This is a genomic window from Capnocytophaga canis, from assembly GCF_043187445.1.
In the GTDB taxonomy this organism is placed as follows: domain Bacteria; phylum Bacteroidota; class Bacteroidia; order Flavobacteriales; family Flavobacteriaceae; genus Capnocytophaga; species Capnocytophaga canis.
Window position 1 is genome coordinate 2281610 of the sequence record NZ_CP171121.1, and the last position, 26289, is coordinate 2307898.

The 26289-nt window shown below is 36.0% G+C and carries 21 protein-coding genes; 14 read left to right on the forward strand and 7 right to left on the reverse strand.

Annotation, left to right across the window (positions count from 1 at the left end; translation table 11 throughout):
- Positions 1-4: 4 nt before the first annotated feature.
- The 5 genes from ACF3OB_RS09725 (at position 5) to ACF3OB_RS09745 (ending at position 8878) form a co-directional block, all read left to right on the forward strand.
- Positions 5-355, forward strand: a complete 351-nt coding sequence (locus ACF3OB_RS09725; RefSeq protein WP_042008733.1) for a CidA/LrgA family protein — start codon at positions 5-7, stop codon at positions 353-355.
- The gene (locus tag ACF3OB_RS09730) at positions 352-1053 is read left to right on the forward strand and encodes an LrgB family protein (RefSeq protein WP_172919065.1); all 702 of its coding nucleotides are present in this window, start codon (positions 352-354) and stop codon (positions 1051-1053) included. The genes ACF3OB_RS09725 and ACF3OB_RS09730 overlap by 4 nt, the downstream gene beginning before the upstream one ends.
- Before the next feature lie 312 nt (positions 1054-1365).
- Complete coding sequence (locus tag ACF3OB_RS09735) at positions 1366-4482, forward strand: SusC/RagA family TonB-linked outer membrane protein (protein ID WP_392447578.1); 3117 nt, start codon at positions 1366-1368, stop codon at positions 4480-4482.
- A gap of 11 nt (positions 4483-4493) precedes the next feature.
- Positions 4494-6125 (forward strand): RagB/SusD family nutrient uptake outer membrane protein, encoded by a 1632-nt coding sequence (locus ACF3OB_RS09740; RefSeq protein WP_172919067.1) that lies wholly within the window; start codon positions 4494-4496, stop codon positions 6123-6125.
- Positions 6126-6244: 119 nt separating this feature from the next.
- A complete protein-coding gene (locus ACF3OB_RS09745) occupies positions 6245-8878 on the forward strand; it encodes a sodium:solute symporter family transporter (protein ID WP_392447580.1) in 2634 nt (877 codons plus the stop codon).
- 88 nt (positions 8879-8966) lie between these two features.
- On the opposite strand, the gene ACF3OB_RS09750 is transcribed toward ACF3OB_RS09745, so the two are convergent.
- Both ACF3OB_RS09750 and rpe read right to left on the reverse strand, forming a co-directional pair.
- Entirely contained in the window at positions 8967-9749 is a 783-nt protein-coding gene (locus ACF3OB_RS09750; protein WP_392447581.1) for a DUF4476 domain-containing protein, read from the reverse strand.
- Positions 9750-9795: 46 nt separating this feature from the next.
- Positions 9796-10440: a ribulose-phosphate 3-epimerase gene (gene rpe / locus ACF3OB_RS09755; RefSeq protein WP_392447583.1), complete on the reverse strand. Its 645-nt coding sequence runs from the start codon at positions 10438-10440 to the stop codon at positions 9796-9798.
- 378 nt (positions 10441-10818) lie between these two features.
- Between rpe and ACF3OB_RS09760 the strand changes: the two genes are divergently transcribed.
- The 8 genes from ACF3OB_RS09760 to lpdA all read left to right on the forward strand — a co-directional run bounded on the left by ACF3OB_RS09760 (position 10819) and on the right by lpdA (position 20320).
- The gene (locus ACF3OB_RS09760; RefSeq protein WP_042008747.1) at positions 10819-11514 is read left to right on the forward strand and encodes a DUF6089 family protein; all 696 of its coding nucleotides are present in this window, start codon (positions 10819-10821) and stop codon (positions 11512-11514) included.
- Between the two features lie 4 nt (positions 11515-11518).
- Positions 11519-12247, forward strand: a complete 729-nt coding sequence (locus ACF3OB_RS09765) for an isoprenyl transferase (RefSeq protein ID WP_042008751.1) — start codon at positions 11519-11521, stop codon at positions 12245-12247.
- A gap of 1 nt (position 12248) precedes the next feature.
- Entirely contained in the window at positions 12249-14792 is a 2544-nt protein-coding gene (locus ACF3OB_RS09770) for an outer membrane protein assembly factor (protein ID WP_095912668.1), read from the forward strand.
- A gap of 96 nt (positions 14793-14888) precedes the next feature.
- Complete coding sequence (locus ACF3OB_RS09775) at positions 14889-15707, forward strand: OmpH family outer membrane protein (protein ID WP_172917416.1); 819 nt, start codon at positions 14889-14891, stop codon at positions 15705-15707.
- A 57-nt stretch (positions 15708-15764) separates the two neighbouring features.
- Positions 15765-16298 (forward strand): OmpH family outer membrane protein, encoded by a 534-nt coding sequence (locus tag ACF3OB_RS09780; protein WP_095893339.1) that lies wholly within the window; start codon positions 15765-15767, stop codon positions 16296-16298.
- Positions 16299-16413: 115 nt separating this feature from the next.
- Complete coding sequence (locus ACF3OB_RS09785) at positions 16414-16662, forward strand: ferrous iron transport protein A (protein WP_042345664.1); 249 nt, start codon at positions 16414-16416, stop codon at positions 16660-16662.
- Complete coding sequence (gene feoB, locus ACF3OB_RS09790) at positions 16659-18779, forward strand: ferrous iron transport protein B (protein ID WP_042008764.1); 2121 nt, start codon at positions 16659-16661, stop codon at positions 18777-18779. Before ACF3OB_RS09785 ends, feoB begins: the two co-directional genes overlap by 4 nt.
- 137 nt (positions 18780-18916) lie before the next feature.
- Positions 18917-20320 carry a dihydrolipoyl dehydrogenase gene (gene lpdA / locus ACF3OB_RS09795; RefSeq protein ID WP_095893338.1) on the forward strand — a complete coding sequence of 468 codons (1404 nt, stop codon included), beginning with the start codon at positions 18917-18919 and terminating at the stop codon, positions 20318-20320.
- Positions 20321-20410: 90 nt separating this feature from the next.
- Here the strand turns inward: lpdA and ACF3OB_RS09800 are convergent, their stop codons facing one another.
- The 4 genes from ACF3OB_RS09800 to pdxH all read right to left on the reverse strand — a co-directional run bounded on the left by ACF3OB_RS09800 (position 20411) and on the right by pdxH (position 23382).
- The gene (locus ACF3OB_RS09800; protein WP_172914158.1) at positions 20411-20935 is read right to left on the reverse strand and encodes a methylated-DNA--[protein]-cysteine S-methyltransferase; all 525 of its coding nucleotides are present in this window, start codon (positions 20933-20935) and stop codon (positions 20411-20413) included.
- On the reverse strand, positions 20935-21504 hold the full coding sequence (locus ACF3OB_RS09805) for a hypothetical protein (RefSeq protein ID WP_172914159.1): 570 nt from the start codon (positions 21502-21504) through the stop codon (positions 20935-20937). Before ACF3OB_RS09805 ends, ACF3OB_RS09800 begins: the two co-directional genes overlap by 1 nt.
- Positions 21504-22652 (reverse strand): hypothetical protein, encoded by a 1149-nt coding sequence (locus ACF3OB_RS09810; RefSeq protein WP_172914160.1) that lies wholly within the window; start codon positions 22650-22652, stop codon positions 21504-21506. The genes ACF3OB_RS09805 and ACF3OB_RS09810 overlap by 1 nt, the downstream gene beginning before the upstream one ends.
- An 82-nt stretch (positions 22653-22734) precedes the next feature.
- A complete protein-coding gene (gene pdxH / locus ACF3OB_RS09815) occupies positions 22735-23382 on the reverse strand; it encodes a pyridoxamine 5'-phosphate oxidase (protein WP_095893335.1) in 648 nt (215 codons plus the stop codon).
- 97 nt (positions 23383-23479) lie between these two features.
- Between pdxH and purB the strand changes: the two genes are divergently transcribed.
- A complete protein-coding gene (gene purB, locus ACF3OB_RS09820) occupies positions 23480-24814 on the forward strand; it encodes an adenylosuccinate lyase (protein WP_042008781.1) in 1335 nt (444 codons plus the stop codon).
- Positions 24815-24880: 66 nt separating this feature from the next.
- Here the strand turns inward: purB and rmuC are convergent, their stop codons facing one another.
- A complete protein-coding gene (rmuC, locus tag ACF3OB_RS09825; RefSeq protein WP_172914161.1) occupies positions 24881-26209 on the reverse strand; it encodes a DNA recombination protein RmuC in 1329 nt (442 codons plus the stop codon).
- Positions 26210-26289 lie beyond the last annotated feature (80 nt).

Genomic DNA, 26289 nt, shown 5'->3' on the forward strand with positions numbered 1-26289 from the left:
AACAATGTTAATTCGTTATTGTGCAATTATTTTTGGCTGTTTGGCGTTGGGTGAGTTGGTAGTCTATTTGACCGACATTCCCTTTCCTTCGAGCATTATCGGAATGCTTCTGCTCACGCTTTTCTTGCATTTGGGATGGGTAAAAATTCATTGGGTTAAAGCTATTTCAGACCTTTTATTAGCAAACTTAGGATTGTTTTTTGTACCTCCCAGTGTCGCTATTTTGGTTTATTTCGATCTTATCCGCAATAGTTTTTGGCCAATCACTATTGCAGTTGTTGTTAGTACATTGATTGTTATTGTCGGCACAGGACATGTATATCAATTTTTGAGAAAAAAAATTAAGCAACAATGAAAAACTTCTTAGAAAATCCATTATGGTTGTTAGCCCTCACTTTTGCTATCTATTACGGTGGGCAAATGTTACAAAGGAAATATAGAAGTCCACTGTTGAGTCCAGTAGTCATTACGGTTTCGGTGTTGATAGGTTATTTGTTGGTCTTTAATATTTCGTATGAAACTTATTCAGCGTCGGGCGGTTTTATCGAATTTTGGTTAAAACCTTCAATTGTAGCTTTGGGCGTTCCTTTGTACTTACAAACTTCAAAAATCAAAAATCAATTAGTGCCATTACTGATTTCTCAATTGGTAGGCAGTGTGTTGGGTTTGCTTTCTGTTTGTTTTTTTGCTAAAATTTTAGGAGCTGATAAAGAGGTTATTTTATCATTAGCTCCAAAATCAGTAACGACCCCTATTGCCATAGAGGTATCACATACGCTCGGAGGAATTCCAGCTTTGACCGTAGCTTCTGTAATCATCACAGGGATTTTAGGCAGTCTTTTTGGATTTAAAATTTTGCAGTGGTTTGGTGTTAAAAGTCCAATGGGGCGAGGCATAGCCTTAGGGACGGCTTCCCATGGACTGGGAGTTATGGCAGCTTTTGATGTTAGTGAAAAACACGCTACGTATGCCAGTTTGGGTATGATTTTCAACGGGATTTTTACAGCAATATTGGCATATCCTATTATTTTACTTATTGAACCTTGGTTATAGTTTTGATATTCAATATTTTAATTCTTTTTTTCAAGACTCTTCTCTTTAATTCCTGTTTTACATTCAGTTTATTTGGAATTTTATTATTTTATTTCGTTAAGTATTTTTTTTGTTTAACTTTTCGTTTTTTTATTTCTTTTTGTTTTCGAATTTAGAGGCTTCTATACTATTGTGTTATAGCATGTTAAAATTTAATGATGTGTTTTTTTAAGCCTGTTTTGTTAATGATATATTAAAAAAATAGCATGAAAATTTTTATATTCTCAAAAAAAGATGTAATTTTGTGCTATTATTAACAAACAGAGTAATTTTATGAAAGTAAAAATTTTAACATTGTTTATCTTTGTGTTAGGCTGGTGTTCCAGTTCGTTATTAGCACAAACTGTATCAGTAAAAGGAGTCGTTACTGATGAAAATAAAATTCCGTTAGCGGGAGTGAGTGTTTCAGTCAAAAATACTTCTCGTGGAGTTTCCACAGACTTCGATGGAAACTATGAAATCAAAGTCAATTCGGGTGATGTTTTGGTTTTTAGTTCCTTAGGTTTTACCTCTCAAGAGAAGATTGTGACAGGGGGGGGTAAAGATTTGATAATCAACGTTTTACTAAAAGAAGAGGCAGAGCAATTGGAAGAAGTGGTGGTTACGGCCTTGGGTATCAAGCGACAAGAAAAAAGTTTGTCGTATGCTACACAAACTGTTTCAGGTAAGGAATTGACGGATGTCCCTTCGAGCAACGTTTTGAACACTTTGGCAGGAAAAACGGCAGGTATGTCTGTTTCAGGTTCAGGTTCAGGAGTAGGTAGCTCTGTAAAAATAGTGTTGCGTGGTAATCGTTCTATTCAAGGGAACAACCAACCTCTTTACGTAGTGGATGGAACGCCTATTAGCAGTGGAGCTTTTTCAGGTTCTGCTATTGGTGATGGCTACGGTGGAAGTGTTGATGCTGGAGATGGTATGGCAGGTATTAACCCAGAAGATATTGAGAGTATCAACGTTTTAAAAGGTGCTACAGCTGCGGCCTTGTACGGTAGCCAAGCAGCTAACGGTGTAATTTTGATTACCACTAAAAGAGGTAATTCTGAAAAGATAGCAGTGTCAGTTACTTCTTCTGTTCAAGCAGACGTTCCTTATTTGACTTATAAATTCCAAGATCGTTATACAATGGGAGTTGATGGTGTGAGTCAATCATCAATGGATGCTTGGGGAGCGCCACGTACCAATCAAGATTTGAGCAATGATTTTGTGAAAAATTTCTTCAACACAGGATTCATGTCACAAAATGGGGTTTCTGTTAGCGGAGGGAATAAAGTGACTAAAAATTTTCTTTCCTATCAAAATACTACCGCAACAGGTATTATGCCTAATAATACGTTCGATAAACATAATTTGAGTTTGCGTTCTACAACTTCTCTTTTTGATGATTTTATTGAAGTAGACGGAAGTGTTGCACTTACGCATCAAGATACAGGAAATGCACCTGCTGCTCCAGGACAGTATTTTAACCCTATCTTAGGATTATATCTTTTCCCTGCAGGAACAACAGCATTTAATTCATATAGAGATGTTTATGAAGTGCCTGATCCTTCACGGAATGGCTTAATGACCATGAACTGGGCAAACCAAACCGATGTTTATAAAAACCCATACTGGTTAATCAATCGTCATAATTATTCATACAACGTAGAGAAAGCGATTGTAAAATTAAATACTAAATTTAATTTTACAAGTTGGTTAAATCTTCAATTGCGAGGAAGTTATGATAAAACAGCTACTTTAGGAGAACGAAAAGTACATGCAGGAATGACTACCCTAACAGGAAAAGGAGGTCGTTATGATCACAAAACCCAAAATTATGCTTTGATGTATGCGGACGCTCTTTTGACTGCAAACAAATCATATGAAAAATTCTCAATAAGTGCCACATTGGGGACAAGTATTTCTGATACAAAAGAGACTACTAATGAAATCCAAATTCACAACTTGGCAATAGCAAATCTTTTTGACTTGAGAAACTACATTGGAATAGAAGGAGGTTCGGATAATAAGAGAACACATAGACAATTGCAATCTGTATTCGGAACCGTGTCATTAGGTTATAATGAAATGCTTTATTTAGATGTGACAGGACGTAATGACTGGTCTTCTACTTTACCTGCCAACAATAGAAGCTATTTCTATCCATCAGTAGGTACATCTTTCGTTTTTACAGAAATGTTGGACCAAAATGAAGCAAAACCAGAGTGGCTTGATTTCGGTAAACTTCGTTTCTCTTGGACACAAGTAGGTAACGATATGCCATGGGGATTAACAGAGCCTTATGACAAATTGCAAAAAGGAGGGGTTATCGAAGCTAATACCGTGAAACCTTTCGATGATTTAAAACCAGAACGCTCTAATTCTCTTGAGGCAGGGGTCAATCTAAGATTTTTGGGTGGACGCTTTACTTTTGATGCCGCTGTATATAAAACAATTACTGAAAATCAGTACTTTAAGGTAGATAACACCTCTGGTTCGGGGTATTCACAATACTACATCAATGCTGGAGAAGTTGAAAATAAAGGATTTGAACTTACTTTAGGTTTCACTCCAATCAAAACAAATGATTTCCAATGGAACGGGTATTTAAACTATTCAACCAACAAAAATACTGTACTTTCATTGCCATCTCAATATTTGGATAAAGGATTTGAAATATCATCTGTTGGGTATAAATTCCGTCTTAAAGAAGGAGAGGAATGGGGACGTATGTACGAAAAACGTCTTAAACGAGACAATCAAGGAAATATTCTTCTTACGCAGACTATCGAAAATGGTGTAGATAAAGGAATTCAATTGCAACAAAGCGATGATTTTGAGTATATCGGAAACGTTAATCCAAAATTCTTGATAGGATTTAAAAATGAGTTTTCATATAAAAACTTTTCATTAGGATTGTTAATTGATGGACGTTTTGGAGGAAATGTCATTTCATCAACACAAAACATCCTTGACCGTTTCGGACGTAGCCAACGTTCAGCAGAAGCTCGTGATAACGGAGGTATTCCTTTAACAGGAACACTTGTAACTACAACAAAAGTAACAGGAAGCCCAGACGTAGTAACACAAACAGCTTTCAATCAAAAAATAGACGCTCAAACTTACTACAAAGTAGCACCTGCGGGAGAAACTTCAGTTTATTCAGCAACTAATGTTCGTTTAAGAGAGCTTTCACTGTCTTACACTCTTCCAAAATCACTTGTAGAGCGTGTGAAATACGTAGAAAGTGTTAGATTGTCTCTTATAGGACGTAATTTAGGTTTCTTCTACAATGAGGCTCCTTACGACCCTGAAATTACACTATCAACAAGTAGTAACGGATTGTCTAATGCAGACTTATTCACTATGCCAGCTTCACGAAGTGTAGGATTTAGTATTAATATTAACTTTTAATTAGAAACACTATGAAAAAACATATAATATCCGTAAAATCATTGGCGTTTTTAGCTTTAGCAACTGCATTAGGAGGTTGTACAGATAAATTTGAAGACTACAATCGTGATACGTTCGCGCTCACTGAGGAGTTAAAAAAAGCCGATTGGATGCACTTAAAGGCTTTCTTCCCGCAAATGGAACAGTCTATTTACTACAATAACAGTAAGGGAAACTGGGAATTCCAAATAGCACAAAACTTAAATGCTGATATGTTCGGCGGTTATTTAACCCCTCCAACACCTTTTAATGGAGATAAGAATAATATCAACTACCATATGATGGAGGGATGGAATCAGTTTGCTTTTGGTATGTATAATAATAACATCATGAAGCCTTGGTTCAATGTGAAGGCTGAGACCTTGGATAAGAAAGAGTCGTTGAACGTATATGCCATCTCATTGATTCTCAAAGTGGCAGGTATGCATAAGTCAACAGACCTTTACGGGCCGATTCCATATTCAAAATATGGTTTGGGAGGAACTACGACTCCTTATGATTCACAAGAGGCAATCTACAACCAATTTTTCACTGAATTGGATGAAGCCGTTTCTTATTTGGAAACTCACTTAGCAGGGCCAAATAAAGATGTGAATAGTTTGGGTGATTCGGATTTGATTTACGGAGGTGTACACACAAAATGGCTCAAATGGGCGAACTCTTTGCGTTTGCGTCTTGCAATGAGGGTGTCAAAAGTTAATCCTTCATTAGCACAAAAAGAGGCTGAAAAAGCAATCAACAATGCGTATGGAGTTTTTACAACGAATGCAGATAACGTTTTAGTTCCTACAATCAATATAGGACATCCACTTATCGTTGTTGCTAATGATTATAATGATTCACGTATGAGTGCTGATATGGAATCTATTTTAACAGGATTGAAAGACCCTCGTTTGTCCGAATATTTTTCAAAAGCTACTGATAAAGACGAAAACGTGAATGGAAAATATAAAGGTATTCGTCAAGGTATCAATATGAAAGCTAAAGATTTACGTTCAGGTTATTCCACTTTGGGAGCTCGTTTCGATATGTCAAAAAGAAACATCACTCCTATTACCTTAATGACCGCTGCGGAAGTGTATTTTTTACGTGCAGAAGGAGTTCTAAGAGGTTGGAACATGGGAGATACGGCTGAAAATCTTTATAAGAAAGGTATTGAACTTTCCATTGAACAATGGGGCGTTTCTGGAGCAAATGCTTATATTGAAAACGATACAAACAAACCAGCGGATTATACAGATCCTAAAGAAAAATTGTATGATAAACCTGCTGTTTCAACTGTAACTGTAAAATGGGATGAGAGTGCTTCCAACGAAGAAAAATTGGAGAAAATTATCACTCAAAAATGGATTGCTATGTTCCCTGACGGAGCAGAAGCTTGGGCTGAATTCCGTAGAACGGGTTATCCAAAACTTTTCCCTATTGAGGTGAATAATAGTGGTGGTGAAATTGACTCTAACGTTATGATTCGTCGTTTGCGTTTTCCTGAAAATGAACGCACAGGAACTAATAAAGAAGAAGTGGCCAAAGCAGTTCAGTTCTTGAAAGGAAAAGACTCTCCTGGTACACGTTTGTGGTGGGATACAGGAACTCCTAATTTTTAAGTGATGTAATTATAATTCAATAATTGGCTGTCTGAGAAATTAGGCAGCCTTTTTATTTCTAAAACCTTTGTTTTTCAATTAAAATAGTGTATTTTTGTTCGTTTCCAAAATGATTTTTTATGATAAACAAGTTTCAATTATGTTTAGTGCTGCTCTTTTTGCATTGCAGTAGTGCCATTTTTTCGCAAGAAAATAAGAAAACAGTCACACAATTTCATCAAACTACTATTTTTGATACACAAAGTTTAGAAAAACTACCACAACTTCATGAAGGCTTAGCAGGAACCTATTTTGGTAAACATGCCTCATACTTCATTTTAGCTGGAGGGTCTCACTTTCCTACTGAAAAACCTTGGCAAGGAGGGAAAAAGCAATTTTCAAAAACAGTTTTTGTGTTTCAGGTTGAATCAGATGGTAATTTAACCTCTATTTATCAAGCCGAAGACCTCCCCGAAGCCATTGCAGAAGGAGCATATGTCACTATTTCAGATGGTTTGCTTTGTCTTGGAGGACAAACTTCCGAAGGATTGTCGTCCAAAGTTTTTTCTATTTCATATAACAACGGGAAAATAATCCTAAAACATTATGCCGATTTGCCAATCCCTGTAAAAAGTGCTGTAGCTGAGGTTGTTGGAAATAGTGTTTATCTTTTAGGAGGGCAAACTGCTGATAACGGTTCGTTAAACCAATTCTTGAGATTAGATTTACAAAAAACAGACGCAACATGGGAAACTTTACCTGCTTATCCTCAAAAAGTATCAGGAGCAGCTATGGTAGCACAACAGAATGGTACAGAAATCGCTTTATTTGCTTTTGGAGGAAGAAATCAAAATGGGAGAAATCTTACAGAATTTTACCATCAGGCATATACTTTTAAACCTTCTTTAAACAAGTGGTTTCCAATTAAAGATATTCAAAAAAATAAAGAAGTTTTACCATTGGCCGTTGCGAATGCTTCAAAAATTGGAGCATCGAGTATTTTACTTTTTGGAGGTGACACAGGAGTTATTTTTAATCAAGTGGAACAAGCTATTTATGATGAAAATATAGAACTTCGTAATCAACTTTGGAAAGCCCACAAGGGTTTTGAAACTGACGTTTTGGTCTATAACACCATTACTGATGAGTGGTTTAATTTAGGTAGTACAGATAAAGCGGTTGCTGTAGCTTCTGTTTTTTATGATGCTCAAAAACAGGAAGTTTATGTTGCAGGAGGAGAGCAGAAACCAGGAATTCGTTCACCTTATATTACCAAACTATCGTTCTCCAAGGATAGTGAATTTGGTTGGTTAAACTACGCCGTTTTAGCATTGTATTTGATCGGCATGTTAATGTTAGGATTTTTCTTCATGAAAAATAATAAAAATACGGATGATTACTTCAAAGGTGGAGGACGCATTCCGTGGTGGGCTGCTGGGATTAGTATTTTTGCTACGATGCTCAGTGCCATTACTTTCATCTCGATTCCTGCGAAAACCTATGCTACTGACTGGCGTATGTTAATGTTTAATATGACCATTATTTTGGCAGTACCTTTCATTATTCGCTTTTTTTTACCTTTCTTTTTGAGATTTAAATTGGATACAGCTTATGAATATTTGGAAAAACGTTTCAATCGACCAGTTCGCTGGGTGGCTTCAGCACTGTTTAGTTTTTTCATGATCAGTCGTATTGCTATTGTATTGTTTTTACCATCTTTAGCTCTTAATGCAGTAACAGGGTTCAATATTTATTATGCTATTTTGATAATGAGTATTGTAACAATTATCTATTCCACCAGTGGCGGTATGGAGGCTGTGGTTTGGGGCGATGTGATCCAAGGGTTTATATTGGTAGGAGGAGCTATAGTTGCTTTTATTGTGATGGTAGTAGGTGTTGATGGTGGGTTTGGTGAATTTTGGAATACAACTGTTACTTTCAATAAACTAGACACGTTTGATTTTCGATTTGATTTCTCACAGCCTGTATTTTGGGTAGTTGTTTTCGGAGGCCTTGCAAACACTTTAATATCTTATACCAGTGACCAATCGGTGGTACAGCGTTACATGTCTACTGTTAATGAAAAGGCGACGGCAAAAAGCATATGGCTTAATGGAATTGTGAGTGTTCCCGTGAGTATATTGTTTTTCTTGCTTGGAACAGGTTTGTTTGCATTCTACAAATCGAACCCGGAGCAGATGTCGATTACTGACCCAAATATTGACTCTATTTTTCCTCAGTTTATTGTTTCTCAGATGCCTGTTGGAATGTCGGGATTGTTAATAGCTTCGATTTTTGCAGCAGCGATGAGTACGCTTTCTTCCAATATAAATTCGGTTTCAGCTGTCATTACGTCTGATTTTTACAAAACAATTTTTAAAAATACTTCATTTAAAGGGCAGATGAATGTAGCTCGTTGGTCAGGAGTCGTTATTGGTTTGTTAGGGACAGCAATGGCAATTGTGTTAGCTACTTGGAATATTGCTTCGTTGTGGGATCAGTTCAATACCTTTTTAGGGTTGTTGACCAGTGGTTTGGGAGCGTTGTTTATTTTAGGAATTTTCTTTCCAAGAGTTAATGGTACCGTAGCTCTCATTGGACTCATCTCTGGAGTTTTGATTCTCTACGGAGTCAAATCATACACCAGTCTTTCGTTTCTTCTTTATGGGCTTATAGGAATGGTATCGTCTATCATTGTAGCGTTCATTATCAGTATGTTAATTCCGAATAAGAAAGAAGTAAATGGTATTACATGGAAATACAGAAATAAGTAGTACGAAATTTGTTGCTGTTTTTGTTAAAACCAATATAGACTGACCTAAATTTAGGTTAGCCTATATTGGTTTCTTCCATTCTTTGTTATTATCTCCTTAAAGAACGTCTATTCGTTAAAAAGTCAGAAAATTCATTAGCCGTTCTTCGGAATTGAAACATATCATACAATTGGTAGTAAAGTTCTCTGTCAATTACACAATCATATGCCTCTTTGGCCAAAATTAGCCGATTCTCATCAAAACTTAATCTCTTCATCAATTCTCCAACTTGAGCTGTTGTAAATGACGAATTTCCGTTTTCCATACGGAAGAATTTTAATTTATCATTGTCAAACAATTGCCGTTCGTACATTCTTAAAAAATGGTCGAAATCCAAGGTGTTACTTCGTCTTCCGTAGGAATGATTCCATACATCGTTCCAGCGTTTTCCATAGTGTATCTCTCTTACGTTGTTCAAATTCACTTCCTCCAAAAGGAACAATCCTCGGCGAGAGAAAAAGTCCAACACCATACGCGTATTATCACGAGGGGAAATGGTTACACGGTATATCAACTGTCTGCCGTAGTACACGCTAAGTTCTTGTCTTTCAGCAGGAACATCGAAAAACCGAAACATTCCATTGCTATTAGTAATTTCCTGTTCTCCCAATTGTAGTGTGAAACGTCCCGATTCAGGAATGCGTATAAAAACTTCTGCATATCCAAAATCGTATGTCATTTCCCATCGATAACTCAGGTTTGAGGGTATGTATCTATCAGTAGCTTCACTTCTTCGGTTTTCATTCTGTAACCAGCGACCAGCTGAACCGATTTCCTGTGCTTTTATCACAAAAGGAAGAAGGATTATAGTGGCATAAAAAATCTTTCTCATGATGATTCTTTTTTTATACGCCATCTAAATTCGTGCCAAAATGAGCCTAAAGTTTTTTCATTCCCTCAATCGTTTGCATTGGATTCGATGAGTTAAAAACAAAACTACCTGCTACTAAAGCATCTGCACCAGCGTCCATTAATTGACGAGCATTTTTGTTGGTTACGCCACCGTCCACTTCAATCAGCGCTTTTGATTTGTTTCTGAGTATGAGTTCTTTTAATTGATGAATCTTTTTATAGGTGTTTTCGATGAATGATTGTCCGCCAAATCCGGGGTTTACACTCATAATTAGTACTAAATCAACTTCTTGGATAATGTCTTCCAGAACATTGACAGGTGTGTGTGGATTCAACGCCACTCCCGCTTTCATTCCTTCATTCTTAATAGCTTGGACACTGCGGTGTAAATGTGTACATGCTTCGTAATGAACTGTTAAAATATGACTTCCTAACTTCTTAAATGTTGAGATGTATCTGTCAGGATCAACAATCATCAAATGCACGTCTAAAGGTTTGGTAGCGTGTTTATTAATAGTTTCAAGTACAGGCATTCCGTAAGAAATATTTGGAACAAAAACGCCGTCCATAATGTCGATATGGAACCAATCCGCTAAACTTTGATTGACCATTTCAACATCTCGTTGTAAATTGCCAAAATCGGCTGCTAAAATTGAAGGTGCTAAAATCATTTTTGGTAACTAAATTAATTTTGGGGCTAAAATACAATATAAAAACATATCGACATCTCTTTTTTAAAATTTTTAGCATTTTATTCGCGTGATTTCTTTACGAATTGTGGGAGTAAAGTTTTTTTGTTTCATGTAATAGATACTTGTGAAAATGCCAAAAATCTTAGATTCAAAAAATGTTAATATGTAATAAAACTAAAAATAAACGTTCTAAATTACAATGTAATTCTATATGTATGAAAATCAAAACTTTAAATGATTATTGACGCGTTGTTTTTTTATATATTATCAAAAGTGAAATAGTTAAATAAAAATTATATCGAAAAAAAAGGGTAGATTTTCTATAAAACTCATATATTTGCACTTTGTCATTAATGTATGTATAAGTATCTATGTAGTTTGTTAGCTTTCTTAGGGATTCAGTTAATGAATGCTCAGGGACACGAAATAGGTGTTTTTTTAGGAGGCAGTAACCCTATTAGCGATGTAGGTAGGACTTACTATGTGTTTCCCAATAAGTTGGCTTATGGAGGTATATATAAATGGAATTTTCATGACCGAGTATCGTTGCGTTTTCAAGTAACCAAAACAAATTTGAGAGCCAATGATATACAGTCTGATATTGCTGCGAAGGTTAAAAGACAGTTTGCTTTTTCCAATAATTTGACGGAGACTATGTTAGGATTGGAATATAACTTCTTCAAATTCAATATGGATAATTTGTTGGAGATGCCAATGACTCCTTATTTTTTTACAGGTGCATCTTATGTTGATGGAGACGAATTATATTTTCAGAATCTAACCACACGTCCGTTAGAAGCACAGAAAATGCCTAATAGGCATCGTGCTTGGGCGATTCCTGTGGTAATGGGCTTTAAAATGAAAATAGCAATTCGATGGATTTTAGCCGCTGAAATTGGCACTCGCTTTACGTTTACCAATAATTTGGATGGAAGTCTTCCATCAGGAGGTAATTTGTCATTTGGAAATAAAACAAGCAACGACTGGTATACTTTTTCTGGGTTTACACTAACGTACACATTCGGTAGAAAACCTTGCTATTGTAGAGAATAACAAAATGGAAAATAAGCAAATCATAAATTATCCAAAACACTTAGCCATTATTATGGATGGCAATGGGCGTTGGGCGAAAAAGAAAGGTATGATGCGTATTTTTGGTCATCAAAATGCGGTCGATGCCGTTCGTGATTCAGTGGAATATTGTGTTGAACATCGAATAGAATTTCTGACGCTATATGCATTTTCAACTGAAAATTGGAATCGTCCGAAAGAAGAGATCAATGGTTTGATGGAGTTGTTAGTCAAGTTTTTGAAAAAAGAATTTGAAAAATTGAATAAAAATAATGTCCGTCTGAACGCCATTGGGAATTTAGACCGTTTTCCTACCAAAGTCAAAGAAGAATTATTAACCACTATTGCTAAGTTGGAACATAACACAGGTTTGACACTCACTTTAGCTTTAGGCTATGGCTCGCGCGAGGAGTTGCAGACTGCCATAAAAAACATAGCAAGCGATGTGAAAAAAGGTGCCATTTTGGTTGAAAATATTGATGAGAAAACAATTCAGAAATATCTCTACACACATGATTTGCCTGATGTAGATTTACTTATAAGAACCAGTGGAGAATGTCGTATAAGTAACTTTTTGCTATGGCAAATTGCGTATGCAGAACTGTATTTTACCGATGTCCTTTGGCCAGATTTTTCAAAAAAACATCTGAACGAGGCCGTTTTAAATTATCAACAGAGAGAGAGAAGATTTGGAAAAACAAGTGAACAACTTTAATATGTCGTTAAAAAAATATATATTCATAGCACTGTCAGCTATCGTTGGGTTAGTAAACGCACAAGAAGAAGAGCGTTTGACGTTGAAAGAAGGGAAAAAATATATTATCGGAGGTGTCGAAGTGATTGGTTCACAGCGGTATAATCCTCAGACTATTTTAGTGTCCTCGGGGTTGAAAGTAGGGGAGGAAATAGTTATCCCTAGCGAGAAATTCAGTGCAATTATCCATAAATTATGGGGATATAAATTATTTAGTGATATTGATATCTATATCCAACGTGTGGAAGGTGATAAGGCTTTTTTAGAGTTGGTAATCAAGGAAATACCATCTTTAGTTACAGCTAAGGTTACGGGAGTACGAACCAAAAAAGGCGAAACTTTGTTGGAAGATGCTAAAATCAAACCAGGAGTTAAAGTGACCGAAAGTTTAATTGCTGATACTAAAAACTACATTATTACCAAGTATAGAAAGGAGGGATATTTTGATACTAAGGTGACTATTGATACCAAGGTTGATACCACTGATGCTAACGGAGTGAATATGCTCATCCATGTTGACAGAGGGAACAAGGTGAAAATAGCAAACGTTAATTTTGAAGGAAATGAAAAATTCTCGGATGCAACTCTCCGAAGAAAAATGAAAAAAACAAAACAACGCTTATTTGGACGCTTTTGGAAACGCTCTAAATACGTAGCTAAGGAATACGATCAAGATTTGGTGTCGCTTATTGATTTCTATAAAGAAAACGGATATCGTGATGCACGAATCACCAAGGATACCGTCGGATACGATGCTGATGGAAAACTTCAAGTAAATATTGCATTGGAAGAAGGTCGTAGATATTATTTTGGAGATATTCGTTTTCTCGGAAACTCAATTTATAGTGATCACGCTTTACATCAGGTTTTAGGTGTAAAAAAAGGAGATGTTTATAATGGAGTGGTGCTAAAAAAACGGGTTAGAGATAATTCAAAACCTGATTCTGATGATATTTACAATTTATATCAAAACAGCGGTTATCTGTTTGCTGATGTTTTTCCAGTCGAAACTTCTGTAGTAAATGACACCATTGATTTTGAGCTAAGAATTAAAGAGGGTAAACCCGCTTATTTTGACAAGGTAACCATCAAAGGTAACTTAAGAACCAACGATCACGTAGTTTATCGAGAACTTCGTACGCGTCCGGGCTACTTATATAACAAAGATGCTGTTATCCGAACTGTAAGAGAATTAGGTCAATTGGGTATCTTTGATGCTCAAAATATTTCGCCAAACATCAAAAATCCCGATGAAATTCAAGGGACTGTTGATTTAGAGTATGACCTAACAGAATCAGGCGGAAGCCAGGTGCAGTTGCAAGGAGGATATGGAGGAGGTTCATTCATCGGAACTTTGATTCTTTCATTCAATAACTTTTCCGTAAGAAAATTATTTGATAAAGATGCCTATATGCAAAAAATGCCTCTTCCTATGGGAGATGGGCAATCTCTATCAATTAATTTACAAGCAAGTAGATTTTACAGAACTTATGGATTTTCCTTTATGGAGCCGTGGTTAGGAGGTAAACAACCTGTGCAGTTTTCACTGTCATTTAACAGAACTGAGCAGTTTGGATACGACTATCGAACCTACGATGTGGATAAGAGTAGACGAGTTTATATTACGGGAATTAACTTAGGAATAGCGAAACGTTTGCGAGTGCCAGATGATTATTTTCAAATTTCACATTTGTTCAGTTTCAACAACTATGATTTGAAGAATTACTCATTAGGATTGTTCTCTTTCCAAGAAGGAAACTCGAATGCGTTTTCGTACACTATCTCCCTTTCAAGAAACTCAAGTGGCCCTAATCCAATCTACCCAATGACGGGAAGCAATTTCTCAGTGAGTGCCAAAATAACACCTCCTTATTCAATCTTCAATGGAGTTGATTATGCAGCCTTGGCATCTCAAAGAGTTAATGCGTTCGCAAATGGTGATATGGCAGCCGTTGCAGCTATCGACCAAGAGCGTTTTCGTTGGTTGGAGTACTACAAATTGAAAGCCTCAGGAACGTGGTATACCAATATTGTTGATAAGTTCGTGGTGAAATTAGGTACAGAATTCGGATACTTAGGAGCGTATAATAAAGATAGAGGAATTGTTCCTTTTGAAAGATTCTTTATGGGAGGAGATGGTTTAGGGTATTACAACATGGACGGACGTGAAAATATCCAAATGCGTGGATATACTAATTATTCGCTTTCGTCCGATGGAGGAGATAACATATACAATAAATTCTCTTTGGAGTTACGTTATCCAATCACGTTAAAACCGATGGCTTCTATTTATGGATTGGCATTTGCCGAAGGAGGGAACACCTATACAGGATTCTCGAACTTTAACCCATTCCAACTGAAGCGTTCAGCAGGATTAGGATTACGTTTGTTTATGCCGATGTTCGGTATGTTGGGGATTGATTTTGGATATGGATTTGACAAACCATTAGGCTCAAATACCGTGGGGGGATGGCAAACGCATTTTATTTTTGGACAGCAATTCTAATTTGGCATGATATTTTCTGTAGTAGAAAAGGTTATGTGTAATAAATGTATAATCCAAAACTATTAGCTTGATTATCACATTCCTATTTTGTAAGTGATGAATAAAATTGTAAAAAATATAATCAGTTTAGGTTTGCTCATCGCAACAACGATGCTTTATGCACAAAAAAGTTCACGTATAGGGTATGTCGATATGGATTATGTGCTGTCCAACTTGGAAGAATATCAAGTCGCAAGTGAGCAATTTGCACTTCAAGTAGCTCAGTGGCAGGTTGAAATTGAAAAGCGGGAAGCCGATATTCAGAAAGAGAAACAGAAACTTGACGCTGAAAAATCGTTGTTGACGCCTGAACTCATTAAGGATAAAGAGCAAGAAATCGCCTTATTGGAATATCAGTTAAATGCCTACAAGGAACAGAAGTTTGGAAAGGAAGGAGAGTACTTTACTCAAAAGTTTATGTTAGCTAAACCAATTCAAGATCAGGTGTTTAATATAGTTCAAGAGATAGGAAAGCTCAGAAATTACGACATGGTTTTTGAAAAAAGTGAAGTGTCGATGCTCTACTCTGCCAATCAACACAATTTGAGTAACGTAGTGTTGCGGGTCTTAAAACGTAAAGATAATGCAGAGGATAGGAATCGGGATTTTACGGAGTTATTAAAAGAAAGTTACGATTTTGAGTTTGTCGATGAACGAACCAAACGCCAACGTGAAATAGAAAAAGAACGTGCAAAGCTACAGGCTGAACGGCAAAAGGCGTACGAACAAGAACGAAAACGTAAGGCAGAAGAAAAAGCACAGCGAGATCGTGAACGAGAAGCCAAGGTGAAGCAACAACAGCAAGAACGGGAGGAGCGAATCAAAAAGCAACAAGAGGAACGAGAAACCCGAAGGAAACAGCAAGTAACGAAATAAATAATAAAAACGATTTAAAATAAACAAGACTAATTATTAATTTAACAATTATTAAGGATGATGAGAAACATTAGAACAATTATGGTAGTGTTAGCTCTTATTTTTGGAGCAACATCAATGGCAACTGCGCAAGTGAAAGTAGCACACATTGACGTACAAAAACTTCTTGAAGAAATGCCTGAGAGAAAAGCAGCAGAGGCTCAATTGAAAAAATTGGAGCAAAATTATACCGCTGATATTCAAGCGTCTATCAAAGAACTTCAAACCAAAGCTCAGACCTACCAAAATGAGGCAGCTTCTCTATCTGAAGCTCAGTTAAAAGCAAGACAAGCTGAGTTTGAGAAAAAAGGAGAAGAAATCCAAACGATGGAAAACAATATTCGTCAAGCTGAGCAAAACGCAAGACAAACGTTATTGAAAAAACAACAAGAATTAGTAGAGCCAATTTTGAAAAAAGTGAAAGCTGCTATTGAAAAAGTTGCTAAAGCACAAGGTATCCACTATGTACTTGATTCGAGTGCAGGTTCAGGGGTAATCGTAGCTTCTGGAACAGATTTGTACGAATCAGTGAAAAAGGAGTTGAAATTCTAACACTTAAAAATAATCTAATATGAGGTTGTCTGAAACATTCAGGCAACCTTTTTTTGTATGTATATATTTATTACTATATTTGCCTCAAAAAATAAGTCTAAATAAAAGATAAGTTATGGAAAATATTTCCACAGCACATAGAACGACAATTTCAGACCTAAAAAAAGGGGAACGAGGTGTTATTAAACATATTGATATTGAGAATGTTCCATTAAAATTGATTGAATTGGGGTGCTTTGTTGGAAGTGAAGTTATGGTTATTGAGAAATCGTTGTTTGGAAATCCTATCTACGTAAACATGAATAACTCCTATCTTTCTATCCGTAAAGAAATGGCTTCATTAATTGAAATTGAAAAAATATGACAAAAGACAGCATACGAGTGGCTCTTATTGGGAATCCTAATACGGGAAAGACCTCTATTTTTAATGCTCTGACAGGGTTAAATCAGAAAGTGGGGAACTATCCGGGTATTACAGTGGAGAAAAAAATTGGATATTGTAAGCTTTCGGATGGAACAAAAGCAGAAATTATAGATTTACCTGGAACCTATAGTTTGAATGCTAACTCAATGGATGAACGCGTTGCTGTGAATATTCTGTTGAATAAAAAAGGGGAATTGTATCCCGATGTGGTAGCTGTTGTCACCGATGTTGAAAATCTGAAACAAAATATGTTGATTTTCACACAGATAAAGGATCTGAATTTGCCTACAATTTTGATTGTTAATATGGCCGACCGGATGGAAAAACGTGGCATCAGTATTGACATTCAAGCCTTGGAGAAGGAGTTACGAACAAAAGTAGTTTTAGTGAGTACGCGAACAAAAAAAGGATTGAATGAACTAAAAGATGTTATTACTAATTATGCTGAACTTTCAACCGATAAGTTTTTTAATATCAATAGCTTAGATGAAGGGTATTTCACAAGGATAGCAGATTTATTTCCCAAAGAAAATCCATATAAATTGTGGCTGATAATATCTCACAACGTAGATATTATCGACCAATACAAAGAAATTGATCTCAGTGGTGTAAAAAGTTCAAAATCAGAGAGCGAAATTAAGCGATTGAAACAACGTGAGACCATTTTGCGTTACAAACATATTAATGAAATCTTAAAAAAGACTTATTCCGTTAATCTGGCTGATGCCCGAGGACTTCGTGCTTCACTTGATAAAATTTTGATTCATAAAGTATTTGGATATCTAATTTTTGCACTTATCTTACTGCTTGTTTTTCAGGCCGTTTACGATTGGAGTTCTTACCCAATGGATTGGATTGAAAAGGGATTCGATTGGCTTTCAAGAAAGGCTGAGCAAATCTTGCCCGAGGGAGCTTTGACAAATCTGCTGACTCAAGGAATCCTTCCTGGAATTTCAGGGATAGTTGTGTTTGTACCTCAGATTTCTATTTTATTTTTCTTTATCTCTCTATTGGAAGAAAGTGGCTATATGAGTAGGGTAGTGTTCTTAATGGATAACCTGATGAAACGCTTCGGACTTAACGGGAAAAGTGTTGTACCTCTCATTTCAGGGGTTGCTTGTGCTATTCCTGCCGTAATGGTTGCTAGAAATATCGAGAGTTGGAAGGAGCGACTTATAACTGTGTTAGTTACTCCTTTTATGACTTGTTCCGCTCGTTTGCCTGTCTATCTGATAATCATTGCATTAGTAATTCCTGATGGTAGTGTTGGCTTTATCAGTTATAAAGCTCTTACTTTATTAGCTCTCTATGTTTTGGGATTTGTGGTGGCATTGTTATCAGCTTTTATTTTGGATAAGATACTGAAAATTAATAAAAATAAAAGTTTTTTCATTGTAGAAATGCCTGATTATAAGATGCCTTTACTACGGAATGTGGGGACTACGGTTTATGAAAAAACCAAAAGTTTTGTGTTGGGAGCAGGAAAAATTATTTTGGCAATCTCTATAATTCTTTGGTTTTTAGGCTCTCACGGTGTTGGCGAAAAATATGAGAATATTGAGGCAGAAGCCGAAGTACTAGCACAGCAAAATCAATGGGACAAAACAGAAAAGGCTCATTTTGTAGAATCTATGCAGTTGGAATATTCTTATTTGGGATATATCGGGAAAGCCATAGAACCTGTTTTCAAACCTTTGGGATATGATTGGAAGATTAGTATTGGAGTTTTGTCATCATTTGCTGCACGTGAGGTGTTTGTTAGTACCTTGTCATCGATTTACAGTTTAGGAGCCGATTTAGATACGGAAGAGGAGGAGGGAGAACGCACTATTTTGAATAAATTACGAAGCGAAGTTCGTCCCGATGGAACGCCTGTCTACACCTTCGCCACTGGTATTTCGTTATTATTATTCTATGCCTTTGCCATGCAATGTCTCAGTACTATGGCCATTGTTAAACGAGAAACCAACAGTTGGAAATGGACAGTAATACAGTGGTCTTTTATGACAGGCATAGCCTACTTGAGTGCGATGATTGCATTTGTATGGTTGAGTTAGAGAATGCTATGGTAATTAGCTGTTTTTTTCACATACAGTTATTTCGAGAAAAATAACAATGATTGATTCTAAATCCTTGTAATCTTTCTTTTTTATTCGTAAGTTTGTGGTTCTAATACAAAAAATAAAGAAAATATATGAAAAAATATGATGTTGTAGTCATCGGTTCAGGGCCTGGAGGATACGTAGCTGCGATTCGTTCGGCTCAGTTGGGATTTAAAACTGCAATTGTTGAAAAATACAACACCTTAGGAGGTACCTGTTTGAATGTAGGATGTATCCCTTCAAAAGCTTTGTTAGATTCATCACATCACTACGAAGATGCCCTAAAACATTTTGCGGCTCACGGAATTGAAATCACTGGTGAGGTAAAAATCAGTTTAGAAAAAATGATTGATCGTAAAAAGGCCGTAGTAGAGCAAACGTGTGCAGGTATCAATTTTTTGATGGATAAAAATAAAATTGATGTATTCCATGGAGTAGGGAGTTTCGTGAGTAATACCCAACTTAAGATTACGAATGAAAACCAAGTTGAGGAAATTGAGGCAAAATATATCATCATTGCTACAGGTTCAAAACCTTCGACCTTACCATTCATAACCGTTGATAAAGAGAGAATCATAACTTCAACAGAAGCTTTAAAACTTAAAGAAATCCCTAAACATTTGATAGTTATAGGAGGAGGAGTTATTGGATTAGAATTAGGTCAAGTGTATAGACGTTTGGGCGCAGAAGTTTCCGTAGTGGAATATATGGATAGTATTATTCCTACGATGGATAAAGGTTTAGGAAAAGAACTCACAAAGGTACTTAAAAAACAAGGTTTTAAGTTTTACACAAGTCACCAAGTTAAAGAAGTTTCACGTTCAGGTGAGGTAGTAAATGTTAAGGCTACTAATAGCAAAGGCGAAGAAGTTAGTTTGCAAGGGGATTACTGTTTAGTAGCTGTTGGTCGTCGTCCCTATACCGAAGGATTAAATCTTGAAGCGGTAGGAGTGAAAAAAGATGAGCGAGGTAGGGTAGAGGTAAATAGTCATTTGCAAACCTCGGTACCTAATATTTATGCCATAGGAGATGTGGTTCGAGGGGCGATGCTTGCCCACAAAGCAGAAGAAGAAGGGGTTTTGGTGGCTGAGCAATTGGCAGGACAAAAACCACACATTGACTATAATCTCATTCCAGGAGTGGTTTATACATGGCCAGAGGTGGCAGCTGTCGGAAAAACGGAAGAACAGTTGAAAGCTGAAGGAGTTGCCTTCAAAGTGGGTCAATTCCCAATGCGTGCCTTGGGACGTGCCCGAGCGAGCATGGATATTGATGGCTTCGTCAAAATTTTAGCTGATGCAACAACGGATGAAATTTTGGGAGTGCATATGATTGGAGCTCGTGCTGCCGATATGATTGCAGAAGCCGTGACCGCAATGGAATTCAAAGCAAGTGCCGAGGATATCTCTCGTATCAGTCATGCTCACCCAACTTTTACAGAAGCTATTAAAGAAGCTGCTTTAGCAGCAACCGATAATAGAGCGTTACACGTTTGATAAGGGTTCATAAAGTTTATAATCCAAAAAGAGATTGTCTTTTGGAACAATCTCTTTTTGGATTTGTAAAATTAGCTTGTTTTCCGGTTTTTAATACAATATCAGTTGGTTGCTTTCCAATTCAAGTAAAAACTTCTTACGCCAGAGCCCTCCTGCATAGCCTATGAGGGAGCCATTTTGACCAATTACTCGATGGCATGGAACAATAATCGCAACTGGATTCATTCCGTTGGCGGAGGCAACTGCCCGAATCCCCTTGATGTTACCTAAAGTGATAGCTTGTTCTTTATATGAAATCGTTTTTCCGTAAGGAATGTTGAGAAGTGATTCCCACACTCGTTGTTGAAAATCCGTACCGCGAAGATCCAAAGGTAAATTAAACTCGGTGATTTGCTTTGAAAAGTAGGCTTTTATTTGCTTTTCTAACTCTAAAAATAGAGGAGTTTTTTCTTCAACAATAGAGGCTTGAAAGCATTTTTTTAACTTATCTAATTCTATTTCGGTTTGTTCATTGTCATAAAAATCTAACATACAAACTCCATGGGAAGAAACACATGCTAACAATTCCCCGATGGGTGTGGTTATGTAGCTCTTATAAATGGTGTTTTCTATCATCAGAAATGAAAATTAAATTGAATGTAGCCTATTTTTGCTAACCGACTTTCAAACCATTCTGAAGTTTTTTTCAAGTCGAAAGTATTGTTATCCTTTGTAACACTGTATTTTATAAAAAATCCAGGTTCCGTACATATAGAAAAGTGCTTACTAATTCTATATAAAATTCCAAAAAAAGGATTGATTGCTAGTGTTTTAGTTCGCTGCTTTCGCGAAGTATAATCAATATGCCTTCCCCATAGGTCGATTCCATAGTAGAACGACCAATTTCCACTTTGTTTAAATATTGTTTCTACCCCAATTTTTAGACCAATATCGTAAATGGCATCATCTGTAGTTTCTATTCGATAATCTCCAGCCAAGCGATAACCGAGTTTTTCCTTAGGAGAGTATTTGTATTCAAACAAAAAAGCATTAGCGTCACTCGGAAAGGCCATATTCACGAATTTAGATATACCAATTCCAACCTGATGCTTTTGTGTTGTAACAAAAGAAACATTGCTCTCCTGTTGAGCGAGAGCAATGTTTGCTATAAATAATATTGTAAAAAAAATGATTATTTTATTCATTATTTTCTTCCTTCAAAAAATCTTTTGAAAATCTTTTCTACTCTTTCAGGAAAGTCTGAAACGAAATTCTCAGCTTTCTCTTTTGAACCATCTTCAAAAATCAAATAAGGAATTAATTTTTCAGTATTGTCTTTTTCAAGTTTTAAATCAGCTATCTTTTTTGAGTTTTTGAACACCTCTGATTTGATGAATGAGTTAATTTCTTCAGCTGACATATCATCGATGTCCTTTTTGGAACCATAAAGTCCTTTTAAATCAGCTAAACTTCTGATTATTAATTCATTATGAGTTATTTCTAAAGTAATTTTTTCGATATCTGATTCTGGATTGATATTTTCAATGTCGGTGTGAGTTAGCTTTACTTCTCCTTTCAATGATGTAGAACACGCGTTTGGAGAACTGAAAACAAAGTCTAATCTGAATATATTTTCACTGGTTTTATTCCATTTTAGATTTGCAGTAAATGGGTTTGCATATGCTTCAATATCTGCTTTTTCAATCATGATTGATTCTCCTGTCTGCATGTATGCGACATCATTTACCTTTATGCTGAAAATTTTAGAAGAATCAACGGTAACTGAAATATTCCCCCTTTTAGGCAACTTAACTTCTTTGCCTTCAATTGTGAATGTTTGGTCTGTATAGCCATCTAAAATCAGTGTGGCGTTGTTAGTAGTTGCGTCTTTTTTTGAAGGGAAATGCAAAGTTATGTTATTTCCGTTGCTTTTCTTCCATTTTTTAGATGTATTGTCCCAAGTGTAGACTCCTTTCATTAATTGATAATTAAAAGAGTCATCAAACACATCACCATACTGATCTTCAAAAGCATCAGATAAGATACTCATCCAAGAGTGATTTTCTACTTGAGTATAAACATATTCATAAGGAGGATTTCCGTATGTATGAGTTGTTGTTACTGTTTCGGCAATGGTAAAAAAACTCTCGTAGAAGAAATTAGAAAAGCCTCCATCGTTTAAATCTTTAAGACAATTGTAAAAATTATCAGTTGTTTGCTCAATGAATTGTTTTGCTTCTTCTCGAGATAGCGGAGTTGTGTCATCTTCTTTTCCGTCTTTAGAACAACTCACAAACGTGATTGCAACTAAAAAAGCAATCGTAATTTTTTGTGTCAATCTTGTAAAATTCATAATATATTTTTGTCTGCAAAGGTATTTTTTTTTCTGTAGAGCATGATGTTTTTGTACTTTTTTTAACATTTTTTTTCTGTTATTATGGTGCTAATCGTTCTATTCTCCAATCATAATCGTCCGTTAGTGTATATCGTATTCGGTCGTGTAAACGATTAGGACGACCCTGCCAAAACTCAATGGATTGTGGACGAACTAAATATCCCCCCCAGTATGATGGACGTAGCACTTCTTTGTTGATGTATTCTTTTTCAAGATTTTCTAGTGTTTCTTCCAAATAGTGACGACTTGAAATCACCTCACTTTGAGGCGAAACTAAAGCTCCTAATTTACTTCCGAGAGGTCGCGATTCAAAATAACCATCAGATAAATTTTCAGGTAATTTTTCAGCTATTCCCTTGATAATTACTTGTCGTTCCATATTAGCCCAAAAAAATGAAAGACATACATTTGGGTGAACTTCAATGGCTTTGCCTTTTTCACTTGAGTAGTTGGTAAAGAAAATAAATCCTTCGTGAGTGTATTTTTTTAGCAATACCACTCGGGCTTTGGGAAAACCGTCCAAGCCTATGGTTGAAACCGTCATTGCATTAGGTTCGTCCACTCCGCCACTTTCTTCTACTTCGTAAAACCACGTTTGAAACAATTGCAATGGATTTTCAGGGATATCATTCTCAACAAGAACTTTTTTATCATAAATTTTTCGGTAATTTCCTAAATCTTTCTCCATAGAATAGTTGTTTTGAGATCACAAAAGTACGTAAAAACCATGAGAGGTAACAAATATTTTTCTATATTTGTACCTTATTTTTAAAACATAAAGCACAATGTCATTACAAGCTATATCTCCTATTGACGGTCGTTATGCCGATAAAACAACTTCCTTGATTCCTTATTTTTCGGAAGAAGCTCTTATTAGATATCGAGTTTTGGTTGAAATTGAATATTTCATTGCTCTTTGTGAGTTGCCATTGCCACAGTTGGAAGGATTCCCTACTGAATTATTTCCTGAATTGAGAAATTTGTATATAAATTTTGATCAAGAGGCAGCAAAGGAGGTTAAAAATATTGAAAAAACTACTAATCACGATGTTAAAGCGGTTGAATATTTTATCAAAGCCGCATTTGACAGATTGAATATTTCCCAGTTTAAAGAATTTATTCACTTTGGCTTAACTTCACAAGATATTAATAATACAGCTGTTCCGCTTTCGCTAAAAGAAGCTACTTCAAATGTTTATTATGTTGAATTACAAGGTGTGATAGATAAATTGGCTCAGTTGATTGATGAATGGAAAGATATTCCACTATTGGCACGCACTCACGGACAACCTGCATCACCCACTCGTTTAGGGAAAGAATTTGAGGTTTTTAAAAAACGTATTGAAGAACAAATAAAACAATTAAAGGCTGTTCCGTTTGCTGCAAAATTCGGAGGAGCCACAGGGAATTATAACGCTCATAAGGTTGCATATCCAGCTATTGATTGGAAGGCTTTTGGAACTCAATTTGTAGAACAAAAATTAGGGCTACACCATTCATTTCCAACCACGCAAATTGAGCATTATGATCATTTAGCAGCAATGTTTGATGCTTTCAAACGTATTAATACCATACTGATAGACTTCAACCGTGATGTATGGACGTATATTTCAATGGATTATTTTAAACAGAAAATCAAAGCAGGTGAAGTAGGATCATCAGCGATGCCACATAAAGTCAATCCTATCGATTTCGAAAATTCAGAAGGAAATTTAGGAATTGCAAATGCCATTTTTGAACATTTGTCTGCAAAATTACCCATTTCTCGCTTACAGCGTGATTTGACCGATAGTACCGTACTCAGAAATATAGGAGTTCCTTTTGGACACACGCTCATTGGACTTAAAGCAACCCTCAAAGGGCTGAACAAATTGCTATTGAATGAAGAAAAAATTCGTTGGGATTTGGAGCAAAATTGGTCAGTAGTGGCAGAAGCTATTCAAACGATCCTGCGTCGTGAAGGTTATCCAAATCCGTATGAATCCCTCAAAGGATTAACACGTACGAACGAAAAAATTAATCAACAAACCATTGCAGCGTTCATCGAAACCTTGGAAGTTTCTGACGTTATAAAAGCCGAGTTAAAAGCCATCAAGCCAGAAAATTATACTGGAATTTAGATAAATAATTCAAAAAGAGCTATTTGAGGAACCTAAAACTTTTTTTGATTCCTCGAATAGCATTTTTTATTCCTCATTCCATTCATCTGTAGGTAAAGCTCTTTTTAAAATAGCTTCGGGTAAGGATTTTTTAGATTTTACCCCCATAGCTCTTAGTCGTTCAACGCTACGTACCAGATTTCCTTTTCCTTCTACAAGTTTATTCATAGCGTTGCTATATTCCCCTTTCGCTTCATCCATTTTTTTACCTATTTTAATCAAATCAGAGACGAAGCCTTCAAATTTGTCATACAAAGCCCCTGCCTGACGCGAAATTTCATAGGCGTTTTCTTGTTGTTTTTGATTTGTCCACATAGAGTCAATGGTGCGAAGAGTAGCCAATAAGGTCGTTGGAGTCACGATTACAATGTTTTGAGCAAAGGCTTTGGTGTAGAGCGATTCATCTTCTTGTAGAGCTACCGCAAAAGCAGGTTCAATGGGAATAAACATCAACACAAAATCAGGGCTTTGAGTATATAAGTCCTCGTATTTTTTACTAGAAAGTTGTTCAATATGCCTACGTATGGAATTAGTATGTTGCTTTAAAAATATAGGTCTTTCTTCCTCTGAAGCATTTACAAAACGTTCATAATCAGTAAGTGAAACTTTTGAATCCACAATTATTTTCTTTCCATCTGGTAAGTGAATAACCACATCGGGAATTGCTCGAGTGCCATCTTCACGTACAAATGACTCCTGAACAGTATATTCCCGCCCCTTTTCCAAATTGGATTTTTCGAGTACTTTTTCCAGCACCAACTCACCCCAGTTCCCTTGAATTTTACTGTCACCCTTCAGTGCTTTCGTCAGATTTTCAGCCTCTTTCGTAATTCGTAGATTTTGGTTTTGCAGGTCAATAAGTTGCTGTTTCAAAGCCGAGTGAATACTGATATTTTCCTTTTGGCTGTGTTCTACTTTTTGCTCGAAATCTTTGATTTTTTCTTGCAGTGGATTCAGAATATTCTTTAAATTTTCACGGTTTTGTTCTGTGAATTTGGATGATTTTTCTTCCAAAATTCGGTTAGCTAAATTTTCAAATTCTTTGGTAAACCTTTCTTGAAGCTGTTCAGATTCTTTATCTTTTTCTCTGAGTTTAGTTATCAAGTGATCTTTTTCAACATCCGATTTTGCCAAATAAAGACTTAACTCTTCTTTTTCTTTTCGGATTTCTTCCTTTTCACTTTTTTCGATTGCTAAACGATTTTCTAACTCTTGAATCGTTCGTTGTTGCAACTCCTCTCGTTCCAAAGTTGTGGAAAGTAAAGAGTTTGTTTTTAATTTATTGATGTAATTTCCGATGAAAAATCCGACAAGTAAACAGAAGAAAATCAGTAATATATATATGATTGCATCCATAAAGAGTGATGTTTTTGTTAAAATTATTTCTACGAAGAGCAAATATACTTTAATCTTTATATAAAACAAAAAGAAAAGGG